The organism is Stratiformator vulcanicus, assembly GCF_007744515.1.
GTDB classification, from domain to species: Bacteria; Planctomycetota; Planctomycetia; order Planctomycetales; family Planctomycetaceae; genus Stratiformator; species Stratiformator vulcanicus.
On record NZ_CP036268.1, the window covers coordinates 3,172,030 to 3,194,861 of the forward strand.

13 protein-coding genes are annotated in these 22,832 nt (G+C 61.3%); 7 read left to right on the plus strand and 6 right to left on the minus strand.

Going from position 1 to position 22,832, the window contains the following annotated elements; all coding sequences use genetic code 11:
* Positions 1–151: 151 nt before the first annotated feature.
* On the minus strand, positions 152–1,057 hold the full coding sequence (locus tag Pan189_RS12325; protein WP_145364198.1) for a prephenate dehydrogenase: 906 nt from the start codon (positions 1,055–1,057) through the stop codon (positions 152–154).
* Positions 1,058–1,270: 213 nt separating this feature from the next.
* Between Pan189_RS12325 and Pan189_RS12330 the strand changes: the two genes are divergently transcribed.
* Positions 1,271–5,308 (plus strand): hypothetical protein, encoded by a 4,038-nt coding sequence (locus Pan189_RS12330; protein ID WP_145364199.1) that lies wholly within the window; start codon positions 1,271–1,273, stop codon positions 5,306–5,308.
* A 48-nt stretch (positions 5,309–5,356) separates the two neighbouring features.
* Here Pan189_RS12330 and Pan189_RS12335 read toward each other — a convergent pair whose 3' ends face one another.
* Complete coding sequence (locus Pan189_RS12335; protein WP_145364200.1) at positions 5,357–7,456, minus strand: elongation factor G; 2,100 nt, start codon at positions 7,454–7,456, stop codon at positions 5,357–5,359.
* Positions 7,457–8,036: 580 nt separating this feature from the next.
* Entirely contained in the window at positions 8,037–9,212 is a 1,176-nt protein-coding gene (locus Pan189_RS12340) for a hypothetical protein (RefSeq protein WP_310820390.1), read from the minus strand.
* A 163-nt stretch (positions 9,213–9,375) separates the two neighbouring features.
* On the opposite strand from Pan189_RS12340, the gene Pan189_RS12345 reads away from it, so the two are divergent.
* The 6 genes from Pan189_RS12345 (at position 9,376) to Pan189_RS21390 (ending at position 18,793) form a co-directional block, all read left to right on the plus strand.
* Positions 9,376–11,001 carry a DUF1549 domain-containing protein gene (locus Pan189_RS12345; protein WP_310820391.1) on the plus strand — a complete coding sequence of 542 codons (1,626 nt, stop codon included), beginning with the start codon at positions 9,376–9,378 and terminating at the stop codon, positions 10,999–11,001.
* 48 nt (positions 11,002–11,049) lie between these two features.
* A complete protein-coding gene (locus Pan189_RS12350; RefSeq protein ID WP_145364203.1) occupies positions 11,050–12,324 on the plus strand; it encodes a DUF1501 domain-containing protein in 1,275 nt (424 codons plus the stop codon).
* A 454-nt stretch (positions 12,325–12,778) separates the two neighbouring features.
* On the plus strand, positions 12,779–14,182 hold the full coding sequence (locus tag Pan189_RS12355; RefSeq protein WP_145364204.1) for a MotA/TolQ/ExbB proton channel family protein: 1,404 nt from the start codon (positions 12,779–12,781) through the stop codon (positions 14,180–14,182).
* 57 nt (positions 14,183–14,239) lie between these two features.
* Positions 14,240–16,387: a hypothetical protein gene (locus Pan189_RS12360; protein WP_145364205.1), complete on the plus strand. Its 2,148-nt coding sequence runs from the start codon at positions 14,240–14,242 to the stop codon at positions 16,385–16,387.
* A gap of 3 nt (positions 16,388–16,390) precedes the next feature.
* Positions 16,391–17,542: a hypothetical protein gene (locus Pan189_RS12365; protein WP_145364206.1), complete on the plus strand. Its 1,152-nt coding sequence runs from the start codon at positions 16,391–16,393 to the stop codon at positions 17,540–17,542.
* 858 nt (positions 17,543–18,400) lie between these two features.
* Positions 18,401–18,793, plus strand: coding sequence for a hypothetical protein (locus Pan189_RS21390; RefSeq protein ID WP_310820393.1), 393 nt, complete (start codon positions 18,401–18,403; stop codon positions 18,791–18,793).
* A gap of 38 nt (positions 18,794–18,831) precedes the next feature.
* Here Pan189_RS21390 and Pan189_RS12375 read toward each other — a convergent pair whose 3' ends face one another.
* The 3 genes from Pan189_RS12375 to Pan189_RS12385 all read right to left on the minus strand — a co-directional run bounded on the left by Pan189_RS12375 (position 18,832) and on the right by Pan189_RS12385 (position 22,832).
* Complete coding sequence (locus Pan189_RS12375) at positions 18,832–20,304, minus strand: DUF1598 domain-containing protein (RefSeq protein WP_145364207.1); 1,473 nt, start codon at positions 20,302–20,304, stop codon at positions 18,832–18,834.
* Positions 20,305–20,406: 102 nt separating this feature from the next.
* A complete protein-coding gene (locus tag Pan189_RS12380; RefSeq protein WP_145364208.1) occupies positions 20,407–21,480 on the minus strand; it encodes a hypothetical protein in 1,074 nt (357 codons plus the stop codon).
* Complete coding sequence (locus tag Pan189_RS12385; protein ID WP_145364209.1) at positions 21,477–22,832, minus strand: outer membrane protein assembly factor BamB family protein; 1,356 nt, start codon at positions 22,830–22,832, stop codon at positions 21,477–21,479. Before Pan189_RS12385 ends, Pan189_RS12380 begins: the two co-directional genes overlap by 4 nt.

The following is a 22,832-nucleotide window of genomic DNA, read 5'->3' on the forward strand; positions in this document are numbered from 1 at the left end:
ACCTGTTCTCGTTGTCTTGACTGCTTCCGATTCGAAAGTTCGGAAGCAGGTTCTTCAGAGGTCAAAGGCATGAAGCCGATGGTCAGTCAAAAATAGAGCTTCCCGGCCGCTTGCGAGTCTGACGCGAATTCCGGATGGCGCCATTTCGCACTTAGTCACATTCGTGATCGAGTCGCTTTCGAGCAGCAGCGGCGGCCGCCAGCATATCCGAAATCGCTTGGGAATCCTGCTGCTCGATTGCGCTGCGAAAGCGGGAGAGCTGCTCGCTGAAACGGTCGAGCGCCGCCGTCACTTCTTTTTGGTTGGCGATGAAAATTTGCGTCCACAATTCGGCATCCCCGGCGGCGACGCGAGTCGTATCGCGAAAACCGGTTCCGGCGAACGCGTCGAAATCACCCGCTTGAATCAGCCCCGCGAGCGCGGAAGCCGTCACGTGGGGCAAGTGACTGGTCAATGCGAGGATGCGATCATGGTCCTGCGGCGACATGCTTGCGACATTCGCGCCCAGTGAACGCCAAAACGATTCGACCATACTCACGGCTGATTCGCTGTTTTCAGCGGTCGGGGTGACGACGCACGTTTTTTGTTGAAAGAGTGACGCACTTGCGTGCCGCCATCCCTGTTTTTCCGACCCGGCCAACGGATGCGAGCCCACGAATTCGATACCGCGTTCCAGCGAACCGGCCGCATCGCGACAAATCGTTGCCTTCACGCTGCCGCCATCGGTGATCACAGCGCCGTCCCGGCAGTGACGGGCGATCGCGCGCACGTCCTGCGCGATTCGTCCGACCGGCGTGCAGACGACAGCGAAATCAGCCTGCGGATCGGTCGGCGGACCATCGATTTCCTGCGCCACGTCGATAAGGCCGGCCTCGCGGGCTTCGTCCAACCGACCCGGGTCACGACCGAAACCGACGACCGTCCAGCCGGGATGATGGGCTTTGATTGCTGCCGCAATCGATCCACCGATCAAGCCGACGCCGACAATCGCGACGACACCATCGGTCGGGATGTGTTGGCTCGGATCACCCGGTGATCCCGATCGATTCTGGTGCATGTCCACAACTCCGGTCGCACTTTAAATTGCCTTCGCCGATCATGCCAGCGGGCGACGGAAAGCGAGGTCCGGTCCGAAGCGAGTGCCGGAGGCGCCCTTTCCAATCAACGCCCCCCGTGTTTTACTGGAAGATTCCGAATTTCTCGTTTTCCGAATCTCTCGCCCCATCGGGCGTCTCGATTCGGTCGATTCTTTTTGAGTCTGTCAGACACGATGGCCAATTCCGGGACTTCTTCCGGCAAAATAACCGAAGCCGCCCGCGCGTTGCTCGGCTACCTGAATTATTCCGCGGGACGAGCGGACGTTGCGGCACTTTCCGCCGCTAACGAGATGTTCGCCGCCCTCGATCCGTCTTCGTGGGACGAGGTCCGGTCCGCTCTGCGCGGCGAGTTGAAATCGCTCGCGGCCGAGTCAGATGCGTTTCGGGACAGCCGTCAGGCGAGTGCCGCCCTCGATCTCACCTTCGATGAGTTGCTGCCCGCCTATCGCCGCCATCACCGGGATCTCCTGGCGCACCTCGAACCGACCGACGAACTCAATCCGTTTTTCCTGATGCGGATGTTTGAGGCAGTGCTGCGGCAAGAATCCCCCTTGGATTCGTCAGATCGTGTGGTCGAAGGCACGATCGGCACGATCAACGATTACGTCGGTTACCGCCCGCGGGCCGTGCTCGAGAACGACCGGCTTGCCGAAGTCTATGCCCACGAACGATTTCGCCCGGTCCCGCTCTTTATCGCTGGAGCCGGGGTCGCATGGGGGCCGTTTCACGACCTGCTCGAAGCCGCATTGAAGATTTGTCATCAGTGTCCCGCCCCGATGCGCGAGGCGGCGTACCTGCATGTCGAACGCCTTGACGAAATCGCACTCGATGTCCGGGCGCACGATCACCTGCATCCGGTCAACAAACGGACGAACTACCCGTTCGGGGAATGGGATCCCGATTTGATCGATGAGTCGGGCTACTACCGGCGATTTATCGTTCGCAAGATCATCCTCGATTCGCTCTCGGCATGGCTGCGGGGTGAGGATGGCTCGAACCTGTCTTACGAGGACCGGCTGTTCGACGCCGCCGGCGTGTTGTGCGGCACCATGCTGATGGCGTCGGCAATCAGCGGCGAAGGACCCACGACCCACGACTCGACGCGATCGCTGACCGACTTGCTGCCTGACGTCGCGAAGCAACGGGATGACTATTACGGCTGGCTGATGGCCATCGCCGGGAGCGGGCGGGCAAAGCGTCTTCAGAGCGAGCAGAAACAGTTCCGGCAACCTTTCGGTCGAGTGCGACAGTTCCTCAATCTTTATCTCGCCGAATATGGATCGCGGCAGGTGCAATCGCGACACGTGGCTGTGCAATACGCCCGGCTCGGCATGGCCCCGGCCGCGCGAGAACTGTCCGCTCAGATCCCTTCCGTCGCCGGACGAATCGAGTGCGACATTCGCTGCCGCATTTCGAGCGGACGTGTGGCCTGTTCCGAACGCGATATCGATGAGGCGATCCAGTCGTTTCGCGATGCGTGCGATTTAATGCGACGCGGTATCGAATGCGGCGGGCTGATTGACCCGTGGAATATCCTCGGGTTCCAAGCCCAATTCCCACTGTTCGCGGCACGTGAAGACGCCATTCCGGATCATCGAGCCGAATCGTTATTCGATTTGATGGAAGCAACGTTCGATCTCGCTGGCGAGATCACGACGGTTGCCGCCGCACTCGGACGCGACGACAGCGATTTCCTGCGCGAGTTCCAACAACTCGGCGACTGGTGGGATCGGTTCGCGACGACAGTGATTCAGGATCTGCCGTCGATTTCCGGGCAGGAGCATTTCGACTCGGCGTCGGCCGTCGCGAGCGTTTTGCGGGCTTGGTATCAATCGAAGCAACCGGGTGAGGACGTTTCCTTTTGGAGAGAGCGTGTTGAAGTCCTCGATTCTCCGCGTTCCTTCGGGCGGATCGTGCGTGTGCTTCTGGATCACAATCAAGCGCTGGCGGCGGCGGGCTTGCTGATGGAATGGCTCAGCCGCGTTGACGATGTCGGTGCGGAATCGGGCGAGTTCTCGCTATTCGATCTGCTTCGCCGCGTATTCGATACGATCGTGTCGGATGAGTCGGACGAAGCCGAAACGTGGCAGCAGACGCGTCGATTCTTCGACTTCCTCGAAGCCAATGCGGGTGAGTTTTGGGAGACCCCGAGCTTTTCCGAATTCGGTGACGATGCCGAGCCGGAGGCTGCCGCGAATACCGACGACGGGGAGGATGAGCTGTTCGCCGCCGCGTACGAGGGCGTCGTTTATCGCGACAGCTCGGATGATGGGCAGGAAGGCGAACTGATGGATGACGGGATGATCCCATCGACCGACGATGCCGAATTCGACACCGCCGCCGAACGACTGGAGCCGAGGCTGAAGTTTCTGAGTGCGTTGGGCCGGCTGTGGCAGGAAGCGGCCGGGCGATTCGACCCGGTCCGGCTCGAAAACTCGATCGCCGACTCCAACCCCCGCGCCGAATTGCCGACGCGAACTCTTAACCGATGGAGGCGGCACGCGAACCGTCTCTCCACCGATCTGCGCAAGCTCGGTCACTTCATCGAAGACCGAAGTATCGAAGCCACCGCCGGGGACGCCGATGCGAACGCGGCGCTCGACAACGTCGTTCAGGCAAAGCTGCAATTGCTTCATCAGGTGGTCGCTCCCGTGTTGGAGGTTGACATGGGACACGCCCTGCTTGCGGCGCGCGTTCGCGACGAGGTCGACCCGCGATCCCGCTGCATCGCCGCCGTCCTCGCGGCCGATGTCGGAGGTGTCCGAACGACGATGTCTTCGCTCATTGCCGACCTGAAGTTCGAGCCGCTGCTGTATGTGGGGTTCGATCACGGCGGCCGATTCAAAAAGGTCGTTGACGTCCGTTCGCGACAGCGGCTGATCCGATTTCTTCTCTCGGAGCTGCCGCGGCTCGGGCTGTTGCAGGAGACCCGTCGATTGCTCAAGACAGCGCTCGATATGGAGCGCCGTTCCCGTCCCGAAGGCCCCGCGGTGACGGAGTTCGACCGCCTGTTCCGAACGGCATTTTCGGAAAGTCTCGATGCCGCCATTCGCTCGGTTTCACGCACCGCTTCCCGTTTGCCACAACCGCGTGTCGAGCGACTCGCGCCGATGCAGCCCCGCCGAAAGAAACGATCGGCCCGTCCCGGGCGGCCCCGCAAGCGTGTCCCCGTTCGCACGGTTTCGCATGTCGCTGCGCTGCCGACTCGATCCGATTCGGTGGTCGAAGCCGCGGGCCTGATCGTCGACGCCTTCAGCGGACTTTGGATCAGGCACGCCCGCACGATGCGGCTCTCTGCCGCCGAGGCGTTTCTCGATCCCGTCATCTGGCGTCGGACCAAAGCCTTCGTTCGCGAGTATGGCAGCGAATTGCTGCACGCCCGCCTGATGACCGTGACCAATCTTCGAGCAATTTTGCACGAAGGCGTTGCCGGCTTTCTTGACCGCTTGGTTGAAGATTCCAATCCGCTTTCCGAATTGAAATTCGCCGACGCACTTAAAACGAAGAAAGTCGATGCTGACGAAGCGGCGGAGATTCTGGAACTGATCTTCACGACGGTACTCGATCAGCTTGATCGATTCGTCGAGTACAACACCACGACGACACAATCGGACTATGGCGAGAAGTTTGATCGCTTCCTCGATCTGCTCCGCATTGAAGCGCGATACGACCGCGATCAATGGAACCTGATGCCCATGATCCTCGCGCATCGGGCGATGGCCGAGCACGGCGAATATGAAGCGGTCCGGCAGTGGGAGAAATTTCTGGCCGTTCAGACCGCCGAGAAAGCAGACGCCTATCTGAAACGGCTCGGCGATATCGAGCGGCGACACGCCATCCGACTGCCCTCGGTTCATGACCATGTCGCCGAAAAATTTATTCGACCGCTCGCGGTGAATCGCATTCTGACGCTGGTCGCCAAGACCACCGGTGATGCGCCGGTCGATCGGGCGCGGCGCGAATTTCGATCGGCCGTCGAGGCTTACCTTACCGAATCGAGCGGTTCCTCGGTCGACTTGCCGGAATGGTTGGCTCGGCTCGAGCAGCGCGTCGATGCCGTCGTCTCACACCGTGACGCCCGACTCGATCCGTTCACCCTCCGGCGAGCACCGCGGCAAATGCGGCCGCGGCAACTGCTGCTGCAATTGCGGCGAGCGGAGCGACGAAAGCCTAAGAGGCCGCGCGAGCGCACGAACGAACTCGCATCCTAACGCCGATCGGACCGCGACCGGCGTTCGCGGATGATGCGACGGGCCGGATCATTTCTCCCCGACTGGTTCGAGCACTTTCTGCTGCTCGTGGTGGGGCATTAATTCGTACTGCGTGACGGCCATCGTGAATTGGCCTTTGCCCGCCGAAAGACTCGATAGCACTCGCGCGTAGGTCAGCATTTCAGCGAGCGGCACGACGGCCGTGATCGTCTCCAATCCGTTCCCGGCCGGTTCGAGTCCTTCGACTCGACCGCGACGGGTCGAGATATCGCCCGTGACCGCCCCCACGGTTTCATCCGGAACGGTAATCTCGGCCCGCACCACCGGTTCCAGAAGCGTCGGTTTCGCCTGCTCGAAGACCTTCTTAAAGCAATTTCGCCCCGCGGCTTTAAAGGCATTTTCATTGCTGTCGACCGGGTGGTCTTTGCCGAAGAACAGCTCCACGCACACATCCTGCACCTGATAGCCGGCGGCGACCCCGGCTCGCATCTGCTCGCGAACACCTTTCTCAACGGCAGGAATAAATTGATTCGGCACCGAGCCGCCGCTGACGCGATCGACGAAGGCGAAATTAATGTCGGGGTCGTGATGAAAATGCCGCAGATGTTCGAAACGATCCTTGGTGAAGTACTCGTCGGGATTAATACCCGGCGGTAGTTGCGAAACCCTTAAATGCACTTCGGCGAATTGTCCCGCTCCTCCCGATTGTTTCTTGTGACGGTAGGAATCGGTCGCTTCGCCGGTCACGGTTTCCCGATATGGTACGCGGGGAGTATGAGTGACAATATCGACATGCTCGCGGGTGTGAAGACGTTCCTCAACGAGCTTCAGGTGCAATTCACTCATCCCCTGAATGACCATCTCGTTCGTCTCATCATCGCGGGTGAAGTGGAAGGTCTGATCTTCCTCTTCCATGCGATGCAGGGCCGTCGATATCTTTTGTTGATCCGACCGGCTCTTCGGCTCAACGGCCAGCCCGATGACCGGCTTCGGGAACCGGATCGGCGGTAATTGACGCTCGGCTCCGTTCATGCCGATCGTATCACCGACATGCAATTCCTCGACCTTGGGAACCGCGACGATATCCCCCGCGAACGCCTCTTCGGCCCCCTCCTGTTGACCGCCCTGTAAATCGAGCAGCCCGTGCAATTTGACGGTCCGACCACTCGCGAAGTCGGTCACCGTGGCGTCCTTGGTGAGCCTACCGGAAAAAATGCGGACGTAGCTGAGCTTGCCGGCGTACTGATCGATTCGAGTCTTAAAGACCTGACCGATCGCCGGACCATCTTCGCTCGGTACAAGGTCGACAACCCGACCATCCGCGGTCACCGCCTGATGGGGCAGTTTGGCGGGAGACGGCGCGTAGGTCGCCAACGCGTCCATGAGTTCGGCAACTCCGACGTCCGCTGACGCGCTGGCAAAGAAAATTGGAATTAAGGTCCCACTGAGCATTGCCCGCGTTGCCCCGACCACAAGATCCTGCTCGGAAAGTTCTTCGCCGTCGAAGAACCGTTCCATGAGCTTGTCGTCCGACTCCACGATCGCGTCGATCAGCATCTGACGAACTTCGTCGAAGGAAATCGGCAGTTCACTCGCCGATGCCTCCGCCGAATTAAGAACGGAGACGACACTCTTAAAAGAGCCGCCCTCTCCGACCGGCAGATTCATCGGCACACATTCGCTGCCGAACATCTCGCGGGTATTCTCTAAGAGTGCTTTTAAGTCGGCCCCATCGCAGTCGCAGTCATTAATCAGGATCATGCGGGCAAGACCTTCCTGAGCGGCCTCCTGAAATCCGCGCCGCGAATTGACTTCGATTCCGTGACAGGCATGAATGACGACCACAGCCGTCTCGACCGCGCGTAAGGCACCGGCAAGCTGCCCCGCGAAGTCGGGGAAGCCGGGCGTGTCGAGCAGATTAATGCGGGTGCCGTTGTGCGCGAAGTGGCAGATGTGCGAGAAGATCGACATGTGCCGGGATCGCTCCTCATCCTCGGCATCAAGAAAGCTCGTGCCGTCATCGACGGAACCGGCCTGCGGAATCACTCCCGCCTTGAACAGCATCCGGTCGGCAAGAGTCGTCTTACCGACCGCCGCGTGGCCTACCAGAGCAACATTCCTCAACTCATCAACGTGCCGAACCGCCATTTCTCCCGCTCCTGTTCGGGCCGGTTGGCGGCGTGAGGACGTTCATCGCCGACCGATCGGCCGGGTCTTCAAATCCGTCGCCTGTCTCGCCGCGTCATTCGCCGGAGCGATCGTCGCGATGCGGTAACTGGTCGCTTCGCGAGGACGGCTTCAGCCGATGACACTGGCGCCCAAGCGGCGGGGAATCGGCTCCGGCGACCGACTCATGGGGCGAATGGCCCGTCTCGCATCAGATTTTCGCTCGGGGGTCACCGCCGAACAAATCGGTCGTCACTGATAACTTATCACAGAGGAGAAACGCATTCCAACCAAGGCACGCAGTATTTCTCATTAAATCAATTCCCCAACCAAACAAGCCCGCAGCGCGAGCAAGGGAATCCGCTCGAAGGGTTGCCCAATCTGTTGACACTTAAGAATGAAGTCTGCATTCTTGTGCCGAATATTTTGATAGACCGCGCTACGAAGTGTCTTCATTATTCGAGCATCGATACCACTATTCAATCAGAAAATCTCGGCTTATGTGGAGGCATTAATCGTCTTGTCCCTTGCTTGCGCTGCGGGCTTGTTGATCGCATCGACTTTAACGTGTGCGTGGCAGCGGGAGCAGCAGACTGTTTAATTCGAAGAGCGCAAGCCTGCCGTCGGCGTTGACGAATTGGACTAAGAACAGCAGGCCGACACCCAGAAAAATGATCGGCACAAACAGTACGATTCCCGAGACCGTCCACCATACGGAGCCGGGAAGCTCTCGCTTGTCAGCCACGGCATACGCCGCTCCCGCCGCAAGTCGCGCGGGCCACGCGACAACCACGAACAGCGGAGCAACGATCCAAGCGACATCGGCCGGCACATGCACAATCGAAAGTAGAGAGATCGGCAACGCGAGCAGCAGCGCAGCGATCGCCGCTAAGAGGACCGACCACGGAGCGCGACGAAACAGGCCCCATAGTGACGTAATGTGAAACGCCGCTCGCCAGCGATTTCGTGCCGCAAATCGGGCTTGCGCGAGCGGCTGAATCATCAACGTAATTGCGAGCGCCATCGCCCCGAGAAATCGCCCGACGGCCATCGGACCGGGCTGCGGCGTATCGATCATCAGCAGCAAGGCCGGGACCGCAAAGATCACCCACGCGACGAATACCCCGCGCAATCCGAGCCAGAAGCGACTCCGCAATCGAAGCGCCGCAAGGAACCCGCTCATCCGCAGCGAAGCCCGCCTCACGAAGCGGCCACGACGAATCTCTCGCCATCCGCGAAGGAGCGTGCCGATCGGATTAAAGAACCGCGCCGGCTTCGCCCCCAAACCGACGGCGAGCAGCAGGTAGAGCAAGACGATCCACGAGAGGACTACCGTCACGCCGGTGAGACGCTGGGCGACGATCCCGTCGGGATCGATCAGCACCGCATCGGCGGCGAAGTCCGCGAGTAAGCGCAGCGGAAATGTGAACAGGATCAAACCCACCACCAGCGACGCCCCGCGACGCATTGTCCGGGCCGAGGGAATCGCATCGCGCCAGCGAAAGCCGTTGGCGATCCGGCCTTCAGATTCCAACAGGTAGCCGAGCACGTAAACGTTCGCTATCGGTATGGCCGATAGCGCCGAAAGGAAGATGACGGCCCCGCAAGCGTTGAGCCCATGATGCAGGAATCCGCGAATGCGCCGCACGAGCGTCATCCCTGTCAACCGACGTTCAGCCATCGGCTCCGCCGGCGCAACGAAGTCGGGCTGCGTGGGAGGGGCGACTTCCGCGGACATGTCGGACGACCAGAACCAAAGACGAAGAGATTGGAACGCGACTAACGTTTCATACCCGCAAACTCATCGCGGCGCTTCATCCGATTGCACCATCGATTTCAATTGCTTGAAACGATTCGTCGCCCGATCCGGTATATTGGGGAGCAATTCGCAGGAGCTTTCGATGTGGCGGAATCGATTCATTTTCATCTGCGGGCTGCTCGCGATCTCCGCGTACGTTTTCGGCGCAGCGGCGATCCCCGAGCCAATCAGCACCGCAATTCCCGCAGCCGAACGATCTGAAGCGCCGGAACCTAAGTCCGGACCGACTGACGGGTCCTTTGCCCAAGCCCTCGCCGACGTCGAAGCAGAACTGTCCGCCCGCAGTTCCACGGCCATTAGCATTCCCGTCGCGGAAGAGCTAACGATTCTGCGTCGGCTATCGCTGGCACTGCACGGCACGATTCCGTCACTGGAAGAGATTCGCCGTTTCGAATCGGATGCCCGGCCCGATCGTCTCGACCGTGCGACAAAGCAGATCATCGAAGACCCGCGGACGGCTGATTACGTTGCCGAACGCTTGAGCCGGAGTTTCGTCGGAACAGAGAACGGCCAGTTCATCGTGTTTCGCCGCGATCGATTTCTGAATTGGCTCAGCACCGAACTGAACGAGGGGCGGCCGTTCAACGAGACCGTGCGGGACATGATCTCGGCGCGGGGACTTTGGACCGACCGACCGGCGGCTAACTTCATTACTGCGGCGGTCACCGACGATCAGATCGACAACGCTGAATTGACCGGTCGCATTTGCCGAGCGTTTCTCGGTCAGCGAATCGACTGCGCCGAATGCCATGACCACCCGTTCGCCGAGTGGAAGCAGACGGATTTCGAAGGGCTTGCCGCATTCTTCGAAACGACAGATATCAGCCCACTCGGCATCCATGAGAAGTCAATTGCCGAAATCGCCAGTCAGCGTGCGACAAGTGAAATCGGCGAGCCGATGGTGCCTTTTTATTCGGAGGGATTGACCGACGGTGAGTCGCCGCGCGATCGTCTCGCGGCGTGGATCGTCGATCCGCAAAACAAACGGTTCGGCCGAGCCGTTGCCAATCGCATGTGGTGGCTGCTATTCGGTCGGGCTTATCACGCACCGGTCGATGATATTCCCGACCCGGGTGATGAGTCGACCCGACTGTTGGACATCCTCGGCGAGGACTTCGCGACGCATCAGTACGACCTGCGTCGGCTGATCCGGCTGATCGCGTCGACCTCCGCCTTTCGCGCCGCCTCCGCCATCGAGGGGATCGACCAGTCGCGATTTGAGACCGCACAGGACGAGTGGCGAATCTTCCCGGTCAGCCGCCTGCGGCCTGAGCAAATCATCGGATCGATGCTGCAAGCCGTGCAAATTCGCACGGCCGACGCGGATGACCAATTCTTGTTCCGTTTGATTCGTTTCGTGCGGGAACGCGACTTCGTCGATGCCTACGGCGACCCCGGCGACGAGGTACCCGCCGATGCGAGCGCGACGATTCCGCAAGCACTGCTCCGGATGAACGGCCGGTTCACCCGCGAACTGACGGAGGCGAACCCCTTCACCGGAACGGGCCGCATCAGCGCGTTCTCGTCTGATGTCGACACCGCCGTCGCAACGGCGTTCCTGTGCGTGCTGACCCGACGCCCGCACGCGAACGAACTGGAATCGATCCGGCCGTGGATGAAGCAATCCGACGCGACCTTCGAATCGTCGCAGCTCGAAGATCTAATGTGGGTGCTGATGAACTCCCCAGAGTTCGCGTGGACCCATTAAGAAGTCATTGAAAAGCAAACAAGCCCGCCGCGCAAGCAAGGGATTTCCGTGTCCGACTTCCAACCTCATCCGCGACTTCGATCGCGCCGCGACCTGTTCCGCATTGCGTTGGGTGGCGGGCTTTCATTTCTACTTCCGCCCCTATCACTTCGCGCCAGCGAACAACGTGGCGTTGAGCGACCGGCATCGCTGATCACCGTCTGGCTACAGGGTGGGCCGAGTCAGTTGGAAACCTGGGACCCGCATCCGGGCACCAAAATTGGCGGTCCGACGCGGGGAATCGAAACGTCGATCCCGAAGATTCAAATCGCCGAGCATTTCCCGCGAATCGCCGAGCAGTTGAGGCACCTCAGCGTCATCCGCTCGTTGTCGTCCAAAGAAGGGGATCACGAACGCGGGACGTATGCGGTCAAGTCTGGGTACCGGCCCGACCCGACGGTGACGCACCCGTCGCTCGGCTCGCTCGTCACGCAGGCATTGCCGAATAAATCGCTCGAGATTCCCTCGCACGTCGCGCTCGCTTCCGGCACTTGGCCTCCTGTCGGTGGGTATCTCGGGGCCGAATACGATGCGTTCAAGGTCAGCGATCCCGGCGGGCAGATGCCGCACATCAACCCTCCCGTCTCCACGGAACGACAAGCGATGCGGGTCAACGGACTCGACATCCTCAATCGCTCCTTCGCACGCGGCCGACCGGGGCAACTGGAACGCACGCTTCAACCGGAGACGGTCCGACGGGCACTAACCATGATGAACTCCGAGCAACTCGAAGCCTTCAAGATCGAGGAAGAAACAGCGGAGACTCGCGCGGCTTACGGCGAGGGTCGCTTTGGACGCGGTTGCCTCGTCGCGCGTCGACTCGTTGAGACCGGTGTCCGAGCGGTTGAAGTCACACTCGACGGTTTTGACTCGCACGCCGATAACTTTGATGCGCATGTCGCCCGCGCAAACGAACTCGACCCCGCGCTGTCGCAACTGGTTCGCGAGTTGCGGGAGCGCGATTTGTGGCAATCGACGATGCTGCTGTGCGTCGGCGAGTTCGGACGCACTCCGCGAATTAACTCGCTCGATGGTCGCGACCACTGGCCGCACGGTTTCTCCTGTCTCGTGGGCGGGGGCGGCCTGCGATCGGGCGTTGTCATTGGTGCAACCGATCCGGAAGGGGGCCGCGAGCCGGTCGACCCGGTGACAGTACCCAATCTGCACGCGACGATCCTCTCCCGCTTCGGGATCGACCCGGACGAAGAACTGTGGACACCGATCGGTAGACCGCTCGCGCTGTCGGAGGGAACGCCGATCGAACGCCTTTTACCTGCCACTTAGTTCTTTCTACGGCTTACATGCCCGGTTTTAATCTGGCCCGGACCCCGCTTGGGTTGCGTCGAGCATTCAGGCAGACATTTCTGAGCAGGGGCTTCAATTCGGTTGAAATACAAGCCCGAGGCGACAGCCGTCGGGAGAAACGCGGATTGATCGACCATCGGCTTGCGCCTCCGGCTGGTATTGGAATCACTTCTAGCAGACCGGCATCCAATGTCGATTTTGGTCGCCAACTGAATGCTCTGGCGGCTGCGCCGCACGGACGGTGTCCGTGCCACTCGAGATCGGTGGCGAGGCGGGTCAATTTCGGGCACGTGAACGGTTTCACCGCTCCGATCTTGATACCGGCACGATCGTTGCATCCGGAATCTTCCGCTCAACCCGACCGGGGGTCGGGGTCGATGCAATAGGTGTGGCGTCCTTGCGCGCCGCAGTGATTCATGGTCAAGGAGTGGCAATGAGCGGATCGGCAGTACGCCCCGGCAAACATGGCAAAACAGCCAATCAAGCGGTGACGCACAAACCAGGCAAGAGGGGCGGACAGGGGTCCGACTTGTTGCCGATTATGGTCGGAATGGTTCTGACGCTCGGCTTTTACGCCGCCATTCCGTCACTGCCGGCTTATCGCGAATTTGTGACGCGTTACTTCTGCGGACACCCGCTCGAGTACGTCACGGCGGGGCTGTTCTTCATTGGTCTGGCAATCCTCGGGCGAAAAATGCTGGCCCTCGGGGCTGAGCGGCGTGCCTTTCGGCAGATTGATGAAGCCGCCGGAGAACCACTCGCCCGGACGCTGCGATCGCTTGGGCTTGTCGACTACTTACTCGCTGGGATTCCGCCGCGGGCGCGACGGACGGCGATCGCGGGACGGCTCCGCGACGTCTCCGAGTATCTTGACGGCAACCCGACTCAGAACGAAGTCGGCGGACATTTGAAATATCTGGCGGAACTGGCCGCCGAGCGCATGCACGGCAGCTACGCGTTTCTGCGAACGATCACCTGGGCCGTTCCGATCCTCGGATTTCTCGGCACCGTCATGGGAATCACAATCGCGATCGCCAACATCAATCCCGAACAACTGAACTCGTCACTCGGCGAAGTCACCGGCGGTCTTGCGGTCGCGTTCGATACGACGGCGCTCGCTCTGGCACTGTCGCTCGTTCTCGTGTTCGCCAATTTCATGACCGAGCGAGCCGAGCAGCGGCTTCTTGACGATCTCGAAGAATTCGGCATCTCGCTTTCTGCCCGGCTCGGTGCGGCATCGGCCGCCGGTTCGCCCGTGATGGACGCCGAAGCGGAAATGGCCGAACGGTTCTCGTCCGAAATGCAACAGTTGCTCGGCGAGCAGGCGGCCGTCTGGCGGGAGTCGCTTGAACTGGTGCGGACCCGCTGGGTCGAAACGATCAACGAACAACAGACGGAACTCGCGGCCAACCTGCAATCGGCCTCGATGGCGACACTGGCCGATCATTCTCGGTCACTCGCCGCAGCCCGGCATGAGCTCATTGAAGCCGTCAATCAGTCGACCGGTGCGATTACCGGCTCGGTCGATCGCTTCACTCGGGAAGCGGACGAACGTCAGACCGAACAAATCGCCGAACTTCGCTCGCTGTGGACCGGTATCTCCGAGCAGCTCGGCGACTCGGGCGACCGCCTTCGAGAGCATCATGCGGCGATGCAGGCTCAGACCGAGCAACTTTCTCGACTGATGTCGGACGAAGCTGATCTGGCTCGATTGCAGCAGCTTCTGGCCGACAATCTGGCCACGCTGCAGATCGGCGAGACGTTCGAAGATTCGATCAACAGCCTCACCGGAGCCGTGCATTTGTTGACAAGTAAGGCGGGCAAGCGGGCCGCGTAGGCCTATCCGTGTGAAGCAAAATCGACCCGACCGACGTCCTTCAGCGAGGCACGCTCGATGGCCCGAGCGAAAGCCGCGGCGGCCAATCCCGTTTCACTGTTCCCGTTCCTGGCCGTGCTCCTATGCGCGATGGGGGCGCTGATCTTCTTGCTGATTGTTATCACGCAACAGATCCGGGAAGAGCGACTCGCGACGGCTTCAGTTGCCGCATCGGACTCCGATGACCCGGAGCCGCCTGAAATCATCCAACCGCCCGTACCGGAGCTGCATGCGCCGCCGACATTGGCGCCCACGCCGATCGTCGCGGACGCCGGGACTCGCAATGGGATGGCCGGACAGATCGACCCCGATCAACCGGTGAAGGTCCCCCGCGTCTATCTCTTCCGCGAGAACCCGCCAGCGCCGCCGCCGCCCGATCCGAATCAAAAGATTCGCGCCGCCTACGCGCTCGCGACTCAGAAAGTCGAAACGTTTCGCGCTCGCGCCGCGTCCGGCCGCAATCGATCGATCGCACTGAGCCGCTCGGTCACGGCGCTGAAGAATGAACTCCAGTCGGCCGACCGCCGACGCAGCGAACTGCAACAGGCAATTGCCGCCCGAGATGCCGAGCGGTTGAAGAAGGAAACGCAGCTCGCCCGAATGCAGGCCGAACTGAGCAAACTGGCTGATGAGGTCCGCGAAAAAGCGGAGCAGCGCGCCAGCGAGCCGCCGAAGTATTCCGTTGTGCCGTTCGATGGCGCAACGGGAACGACTCGGCGTCCGATCCTTATTGAATGCACGGGCGAAGGGCTGACGTTTCTGAACGAGCGAATCGATCTGGGCGGAGCCGACCTCAATGGTTTTACGGCCGATGCGAACCCCGTCGCAGCCGGAGTCGACGCACTCAATGCCTACTGGAAGCAGCAGGACCGGCGGGAACCTTACGTGCTGCTGCTGGTGCGTCCGGAAGGCACGGTCGCGTACTACGCGGCCCGGCTGTTCCTGGGCGACCGGATCGAACAAACCGGTTACGAGCTCATTCCTGACGGCGTCGAAATCGCGTTGCCCGAGATCGACCGCGAAGCACGAGATTTAGCGGTCGCGGCGATGCGTGATATCCCACGATCGATCGGATCGGTCGGTCGATCGATGGGACGCGCTCCGGTTCGAAACGATGACCCGATCGAAATCACGCTCGGCGAGCGCGGTCTATCAATGGGGGGCCTCTATGAAGACCCGACCGAGATGACACCCAATTACGCTCGCTCGGAAACGAGCGGACCAAACCGGAACTCCTACGGACCGGGGAATGGGCCTGCCTCCGAGCCACGCACCAATCCTCGCTCCCCCTTCGCCCCCGGCAACAATGCGGGACGATTCGACCGGAACGCCGGCCCGGCTAACGGGACCGGTCTTAATCCCAGCGACCCATCCGGAACGGGGCAGCGCCGTTACGGCGACCGCCCCAGCCAGTCAGGCCCCTCCGGCAGCGATTTCGACGCCTACCTGCAAGCCGCTCGCGATCGAAAGTCGGGCAACTCCACAAACTCACCTGAGCGGAGCCGCGGCGAAGAGGGTACATCGAGTAACTCTGACGCCCCAACGAATCCTGATGCGAAATCATCCGGAACACGACCCGACGGAAGGCAGTCGCTCGAATCGCTGCTCAGCGGAGCGGGCTCTCAGCAGAGCCGGGCGCAGCAGCTTCGCCGAGATCCGTTGAGGGACCAAGATGACAACTGGGCCCCGAGCGAGCGATCGCTCTCCTCCACGCGGGCGGGTAAGGCCTCCGGTGAACCGCGGTTGCTGTCCGACGATATCGAAGAGACCGCGCTCAACGGTTCGACCAGAAATCTCCCGCAGGCTCGCGGCGATGCCACACTGTGGGGTTCCTCTTCTCGCAACGCGCTAATCGGGTTGGAACGGTCGATCAACGTCCGCTTCTACGCAGATCAATTGGCTGTCGGATCACAATCGCCGATCAAACTCGGACGTGGCGAAACTTCGACCGAATTGCTCCAGGCACTCGTCCGTAAAACGAACGCAGAAACGACGGCGTGGGGTGATCCACCCGATGGCTTCCGATGGACGCCGCAGCTCGACATCGACGTGATGCCGGGCGGGAATCAACATCTCGGCCGCATCGACGACCGGCTGTCGCGTTACGGTCTGCGAACTCGCATCGAGCGTCGACTCACCGATCCCGCACTCGAAACGGGGAATTAACCAATGGCCCGTCGACGTGGGGGCGATCCCGAATTCGGCTCCGATTCTTTCCTCGACATTGTCGCAAACATTGTCGGGATTCTGATCATTCTCATCGTGGTCGCCGGCCTGCGTATTGCGCAGATGCCGGCTGTTCTCCCAATGGAAATGGTCGAATCTGGACCGGCCCTTGTCGAGCCAGAAGTGCTTCCCGAACTGCCGCCGACACCGCTCACGCCACCACCCGCTCCCCGACCCGCAAAAATTAAAAAGCTCGCGCCGGTCGTCGCTCCCCGTCCGGTGATTGTCGAAGTCGAACCCGAACCACCGAAGGCCCCGCAGATCGACCAGCAGCTTCTCGCCGCACAGCGACAAGCAGAGGACGAACTGCGCCGGCTCACCATATTGGTCGACCAAGAGGACGATACATCCGCGAAGCTCGCCCAATTTCAAACTGCGGCCGAGCGAAAACTTGCCGCCGAGCGGCAACGACTCGCGGCGCTGCAAAGCCGCATCGAGGATCAACGGCAGCGAACCGCGTCGGTCGAAACTCAAGTCGCAAAACTGAATGCGATCCGTGAACTTGCGGATCAGCGAATTGAAGAACTTGAAGAACAGCCCACGATCCGTCTCGAACATGAATTAACCCCCGTCGGCACCACGGTGCAGGGAACCGAGATTCACTTCATGATCTCCGGAGGCAAGATCAGCCGCGTGCCGCTCGACGAACTCGTTTCACGGTTGGAGCCCGAGATCCGCCGACAACTCGCCTGGCTCGCCCGCAACGGACGCGGCACCGGAGAAGTCGGACCGATCGACGGCTTCTCGATGATCTACGTCGTGGAACGAGGCGGAAAATCGATCCTCGACGAACTCGCGGGCCGAGCGACCGGCATTCGCATCTCGGTCGCCGGATGGAAAGTCCTGCCGGAGCCGAACTATCCCCGCGAATCAGTCGACGAGGCGTTACGGTCTGACTCACGGTTCCGATCGCAACTGCGACTCGCCCCCCGCGTGGCGGCACTCACCTTTTGGGTCTATCCCGACAGCTACGCGGAGTTCCGGGAATTTCAGGCCTACGCACACCAGCAGGGCTTCACCGTCGCCGCCCGCCCGCTGCCCGAAGGCGTCCCCATCGCCGGCTCCCCCCGCGGCAGCAAATCGCAAGGGCGTTAGTTCTCCGAGCAAGCAACCAATAGCCCGACGCGCCAGCGAGGCCGTTACCTCAACGAATTGCCAATCCGCAATGCCGGGTGGCTGGGGACGAGCGCGATATACGTTCGGCGTTAAGGGCGCGCCGGCTTCGGCATGTATCACCTCGCTCGCCCCCAGCGGTTCGCGAGCGGACGTCACCCTGAATTGCACAGCTTGCACCGCGATCGCTGGGGGGCGACTCTGGCGAGACCGACCCCAGCCACCCGTCGCTGCCCGAAGGCGTCCCCATCGCCGGCCCCCCCGCCGCAGCAAATCGCAAGGGCGTTAATTCTCCGGGCGAGCTACCAATAGCCCGACGCGCCAGCGAGGCCGTTGCCTCAACGAATTGCCAATCCGCAATCCGGGTGGCTGGGGACGAGCGCGACACTGGGTCGGCGCTGAACGCGCGTCGGTTTCTGCAAATATCGCCTCGCTCGCCCCCAGCGGATGTCAGCAAGAATTGCACAGCTTGCCCCGCGCTCGCTGGGGGCGGCTCTGGCGAGACCGTCCCCAGCCACCCCTCGCTGCCCGAAGGCGTCCCCATCGCCGGCTCCCCTGCCGCAGCAAATCGCAAGGGCGAAAATTCTCCGGGCGAGCTACCGATAGCCCGACGCGCCAGCGAGGCCGTTTAGACGCGGGCACCGCGGGTTCGGGGCATTGGCCGAATACAGCCTCTGTTGCGAATTCGCATCACGTCACCGGGAATGATGCCCGGACGCAACGTCTATTGAGAACCACCCGCAAAAAACGCTCGCGTTTTCGCCTTCTCCCAGATCAAAACGCCAACGGTCCGGTCCTTGCTTCTCGTGACGGCGTTCATACGCAGTTGCGAGAGAAACAGTGCAGGGTGTGGGAGCAATCGGCGGGGCGGCCCTCGGAATGGGGGCGGCGTCCGCTATCAGCGGGGCAGCAACCGGTACCGGCGGCGTTACGGCCGGACCGGGCGGCGCGCCATCGGCACAGATTCCTTCGAATCCCGTTGAGTCGGCGTCCGAACTCGGGCAACTCGATCAGCTTACCGAGGCCCTCGCGGAACTCGATTCGATTGACCTTCTGATGCTGATCCTCCTTTCGGGGGCATCGCACAAAGAAGATGAGGAGAGCTCCGCGGAGTTCCTCCTCGGCCTGATCGCCGGGATCGCCGCAGCAGGCCAAACGGGCAGTGCGGATGGCGTATCAGATTCCGGTGCCGGGGCGTTCGCTCCTGGCACGCTGGTTGATGTCAGTGCTTGATGACTTCTGCTGACCTGTCGGCTGAATCTTCCCGGACGTCAGTCCCACCACCAGTTGTCGGACGCTTCCATCGCGCGTTGGCGGCGGTCCGATAGTTTCGACCCGTCGGTCACCGGCTTGGCCGACCTGACCAACGCGGCCGGACGAATCGAGACACCGCCCGCGATGATTCCGACAACCGTTCCGGTGCCGGCCCGTTTGGCGTTAGCGGTCGAGGCCACCCATTTCGGAACGGGTGTTTTCGTGATCGGGAAGCGTGAGTCTTGCTTGAAGACCGGCATCGACCACCCGACCGCGCCGCCGATCTGCGGTTCTTCCAAGAGTGCCGTCAGCAGCAGTATGTCGACCAGATTCTGCAACTCGGCGAACGATCGATGGACCGCCGCGAGTTCTTCGAAGTGCTCGGAGAACAACCGAGCGAATCGCTCGGTCGAAGCGTCGGTCGAGAGCGCATTCGATCGATTGCCCGCATCATCCACGACCTCGTCCTGCGACAACAGCTTCAATCGCGGACCGGCCAGCTCGAACGCCGTCCCCGCCTCGTTTCGCACGATCGACTCGAAACGTGGCACGAACCACCACCGCTGCATCGCGTTCCCTCCGGGTCTCAGCATCGCCAAATGAGACGGCACCCGCCGCGTCCCCGACGGCAAGAGTCCCGAGGCGACCTTCTTCATGACCCAGTCGGCTTCCACCAGCACCGAGGCGAACCGTGAATCGGCCGGGACGCCGTGCACACTCACGACCTGATTGCCGAGGACCTTTGCCATTGTGAGGAATCGCCCGGCTGCGATGGCCGGAGGCGCCGGTGTGGAATTAGCGGCGATCCAACGCTTCAAGTCGGCGAGTTTGCTTGGAACCGGGTCGATCGAGCAACCGACCGAGTTCGATTGATCAGCCGAGCGAATCGCGACCACGAGGTCTTCCAATCGCAGCGGGGCCCGGCCCGATTCGACCGACGTGATTCGCCCCGCAGAATCGGGGGCAAAGGGCTCGGCCGGTCCCGAAATCACAACGTCTCCGGTTTCCGGATAGAGAAAGACGTGTTCGATTCGCGTGAGGCCGGCGAGAAACGCCATCTCTTCCGAAATTGCCTCACCTGCGACCAGCCGCTTTGCGACCGCATTCTCCAATCGAACGAGCGACACCTTTCGCGATTCGCTCGAGCGAGCCACATCTTCGGACAGTCGTTCGGAGACATAAGCTCTGGCTCGTCGCGCGTCGAGCCGCGGCACGCGGTTGCCCTGAACCGCCGAGGTCATCAAGCCGTCACGGTCGACAAAAATTCCTCCTCCGACGCTTCCTCCACCACCGGCTCCTCCGCCGCCGGTTCCTCCACCACCACCCGCTCCTCCGCCGCCTGCACCCCCACCACCTGCGCCGCCGCCACCCGCGCCACCACCGCCGGTCTGGGCGAAACTGAGCGTCCCGGCCGAAGCGATCGCGACAAGCAGCATCAATCGGTAACAGCACCGCTTATACGGGTGCCCGCTGCGAAGTTCAAAAATCATTTTGCAACTCGATCGTGTGAGACGGCCCGTCTCGGTTCAACCAGCGGCTCGCCGGAACAACGCGACCAGCACATGCCGCTCAATAGTGAAACGCAAAGCCGCTCAGCGATAAACACCGTGACAATCGGTACAAGACTGCGACAGTTTCGAGCGGGCCAAATCAAACCCTTCGAAATCGCCCGCCTCGGCCGACTCCCGCATCGTCTTGGCCGATTCGGTCATCAAATTCGAGTAGCCTATGAACTCACTGTCTTCCGCGTATCCATAGCCTTCCTGCACAATCACTTGGGCCAACACCGCTAGCAACTGCGACTCACGGCTGACTTCGTCCCGATTAGAATTTAGTGCGTCAGAACCCGCCCCCAGCAAATTCAGATTTTTCTCCGCCGCGTCGAACCGTTGCATCAGTCCGCCGAAATCGGCGACCTCCCAGAACTGCACCTCGTCGGAAGACTCGGGCAGATCGGGAGCGATATTCCCACGCAGCACGGCGTCGATCTTTTCGAAAGGTTCGGCGACCTGCTTCTGAGATTTCGCACCGCGGCGAAGTTGCTCCGCCACCATTTCGGCTGCGAGGTCGCGAATCGCGGGAGCATGGTCCTTCCATGAAATCGGGTCGGAGTGCATGGTCGCCACGTGGGCAAGGGCTCCCAGTTCCGCTGCGTAGTATGGGATGTCGAGGTAGCCGTTGTTGAAGTCGGCCACCGAGCGGACTTTGCCGGCGAACCGATTGCGAATCTTGGTGACCTCTTCGCTCAACGCATCGCCGGTGATCAAGTCCGACCAGGCGACGGCCTTGTCAGGAGGCTCCGACGGATTGCTGTCCGTCCCGGTCGATTCTTCCGGTACCGAAGAGGCGACTTCCACGGAGCCGGTTGCCCGCGCTTCCATCCCGGCCACGATGCGCTTGTCCGCGGCGATGGCGAGGGGATCGTCGAAGAAAATCTCTTCGGGCACGTTCGGCCAACGGATCTGCTCGGCGGTCGTTGTCACCGGCGAACCGCCTCCGCTCGGCCTGGCCGGGTTATTGCCTGCGTCAACTTGCGGCGGAGCCATTCCCGCTTGCGGGTCGGAGGACGTAACCTCAGCAGGCTCACTGCCGGAACCACCGCCACAGCCGGGGAGCGCGAACATCACGGCGGACAAGCACAGAACTCGGACAAGCGCGGGTTTCATTCTGTTGCCTGATTAATTCGGTACAGATGCGAAATCGAACGCAAGAAGATCGCCCCATCCGCGATCGCCGGGGTCGCGTTGAAGCCTTCGGGGAATTGCGTTTTCGACAGAAGTTCGTATTCACGTTCAGCCGCCACGACGGCGACCGTTCCGTCCTTACCGCACAGCAGCACGCGTTCGCCGTCGGAGACAGGCGAGGACCAGAAGTCGTCCCGAATGCGTTCCTTCCAGAATTCTTCGCCCGAGATGACATCGCGGCAAGTCACGATGCCATCGTCCGACACCATCAGCAGCAACTCGCCGACCACGATCGGCGATGACCGTTTCGGCACCATGCGACCATTGGACCAGACGACTTTGGCATAGCCATCCGAATCGATTTCGGTCGGGTCGATCGCCACAAGCGACGTTCCCCCGTCTCCGGCGGTCACCATGATGAGTCCCTTTGCCATGACAGGCCGCAGCCCCGCGTTCATGCCGCCATGGCGGACGCGCCATAATTCATCGCCGGACTTGGGATCGTAGGCCACCGTCTCCATCGCCGCGGGACTGACCAATTGAAGCCGGCCGTCGACTTCGAAAATCGCGGGCGTGCTGTAGGCCTTGTAGCGATCGGGATTGTCTGATTCGTAATCGATTCTGCGATCGACCTTCCAAGCGGTCTCACCGGTCCGGGCATCGAGACAAATGACGTACTGCACATCGACCCCGTCACAACTGAAATAGAGTCGGCCGTCCTGCAAAATCGGAGACGAGGCCGGTCCCCGGAAATCGTCGTACAAAATGTCCCGTCGCTCCCACAACGTCTCGGCCGATTTCGAGTCGAGGCACGCGGTCCCGTAACGACCGAAATGCACGTAGACGCGTCCCGATTCAACGACCGGGGAGCAGGACGCATACGTGTTGGTCGGATGCGAGAAATTTGGCGATTCGTTTTCGAACACGACCCGATCATGAATCACAGTGCCATCGGTCGCGTCGATCGCGAGTACAGACATCGAGCGGCCGTCTTCGGTCGCGGTCGTGAGCCAGATCGTCCCTTCAAGCACGACCGGCGAGGACCAGCCGCGTCCGTGCACAGGAGTTCTCCAGACGACATCCGAATCCGCGTTAATGTCGACCGGGAGATTGGCACTTTCGACGAGGCCGTTCCCGTCGCCCCCGCGGAACATCGTCCAATCAGATTGGGAGGCATTCGCGTGAGTTCCACCGGCGCCGGACGTCCGAAGAGTCTCCGACTCCGCGGCAAGACCGGATGTCTCCGGAGTATCGGCGGGCGCTCGCGACCCGCCGCATCCGCAGCACGCGAGAAATAAAATGAGGGGGCCAAATAGCCCAGCAGGTCGACGCAT

Coding starts and splice junctions, on each gene's coding strand:
- Pan189_RS12325 (WP_145364198.1), bottom strand. CDS start 1,057: ATGCACCAGAATCGATCGGGATCACCGGGTGATCCGAGCCAACACATC.
- Pan189_RS12330 (WP_145364199.1), top strand. CDS start 1,271: ATGGCCAATTCCGGGACTTCTTCCGGCAAAATAACCGAAGCCGCCCGC.
- Pan189_RS12335 (WP_145364200.1), bottom strand. CDS start 7,456: ATGGCGGTTCGGCACGTTGATGAGTTGAGGAATGTTGCTCTGGTAGGC.
- Pan189_RS12340 (WP_310820390.1), bottom strand. CDS start 9,212: ATGTCCGCGGAAGTCGCCCCTCCCACGCAGCCCGACTTCGTTGCGCCG.
- Pan189_RS12345 (WP_310820391.1), top strand. CDS start 9,376: ATGTGGCGGAATCGATTCATTTTCATCTGCGGGCTGCTCGCGATCTCC.
- Pan189_RS12355 (WP_145364204.1), top strand. CDS start 12,779: ATGAGCGGATCGGCAGTACGCCCCGGCAAACATGGCAAAACAGCCAAT.
- Pan189_RS12360 (WP_145364205.1), top strand. CDS start 14,240: ATGGCCCGAGCGAAAGCCGCGGCGGCCAATCCCGTTTCACTGTTCCCG.
- Pan189_RS12365 (WP_145364206.1), top strand. CDS start 16,391: ATGGCCCGTCGACGTGGGGGCGATCCCGAATTCGGCTCCGATTCTTTC.
- Pan189_RS12375 (WP_145364207.1), bottom strand. CDS start 20,304: ATGATTTTTGAACTTCGCAGCGGGCACCCGTATAAGCGGTGCTGTTAC.
- Pan189_RS12380 (WP_145364208.1), bottom strand. CDS start 21,480: ATGAAACCCGCGCTTGTCCGAGTTCTGTGCTTGTCCGCCGTGATGTTC.
- Pan189_RS12385 (WP_145364209.1), bottom strand. CDS start 22,832: ATGCGTCGACCTGCTGGGCTATTTGGCCCCCTCATTTTATTTCTCGCG.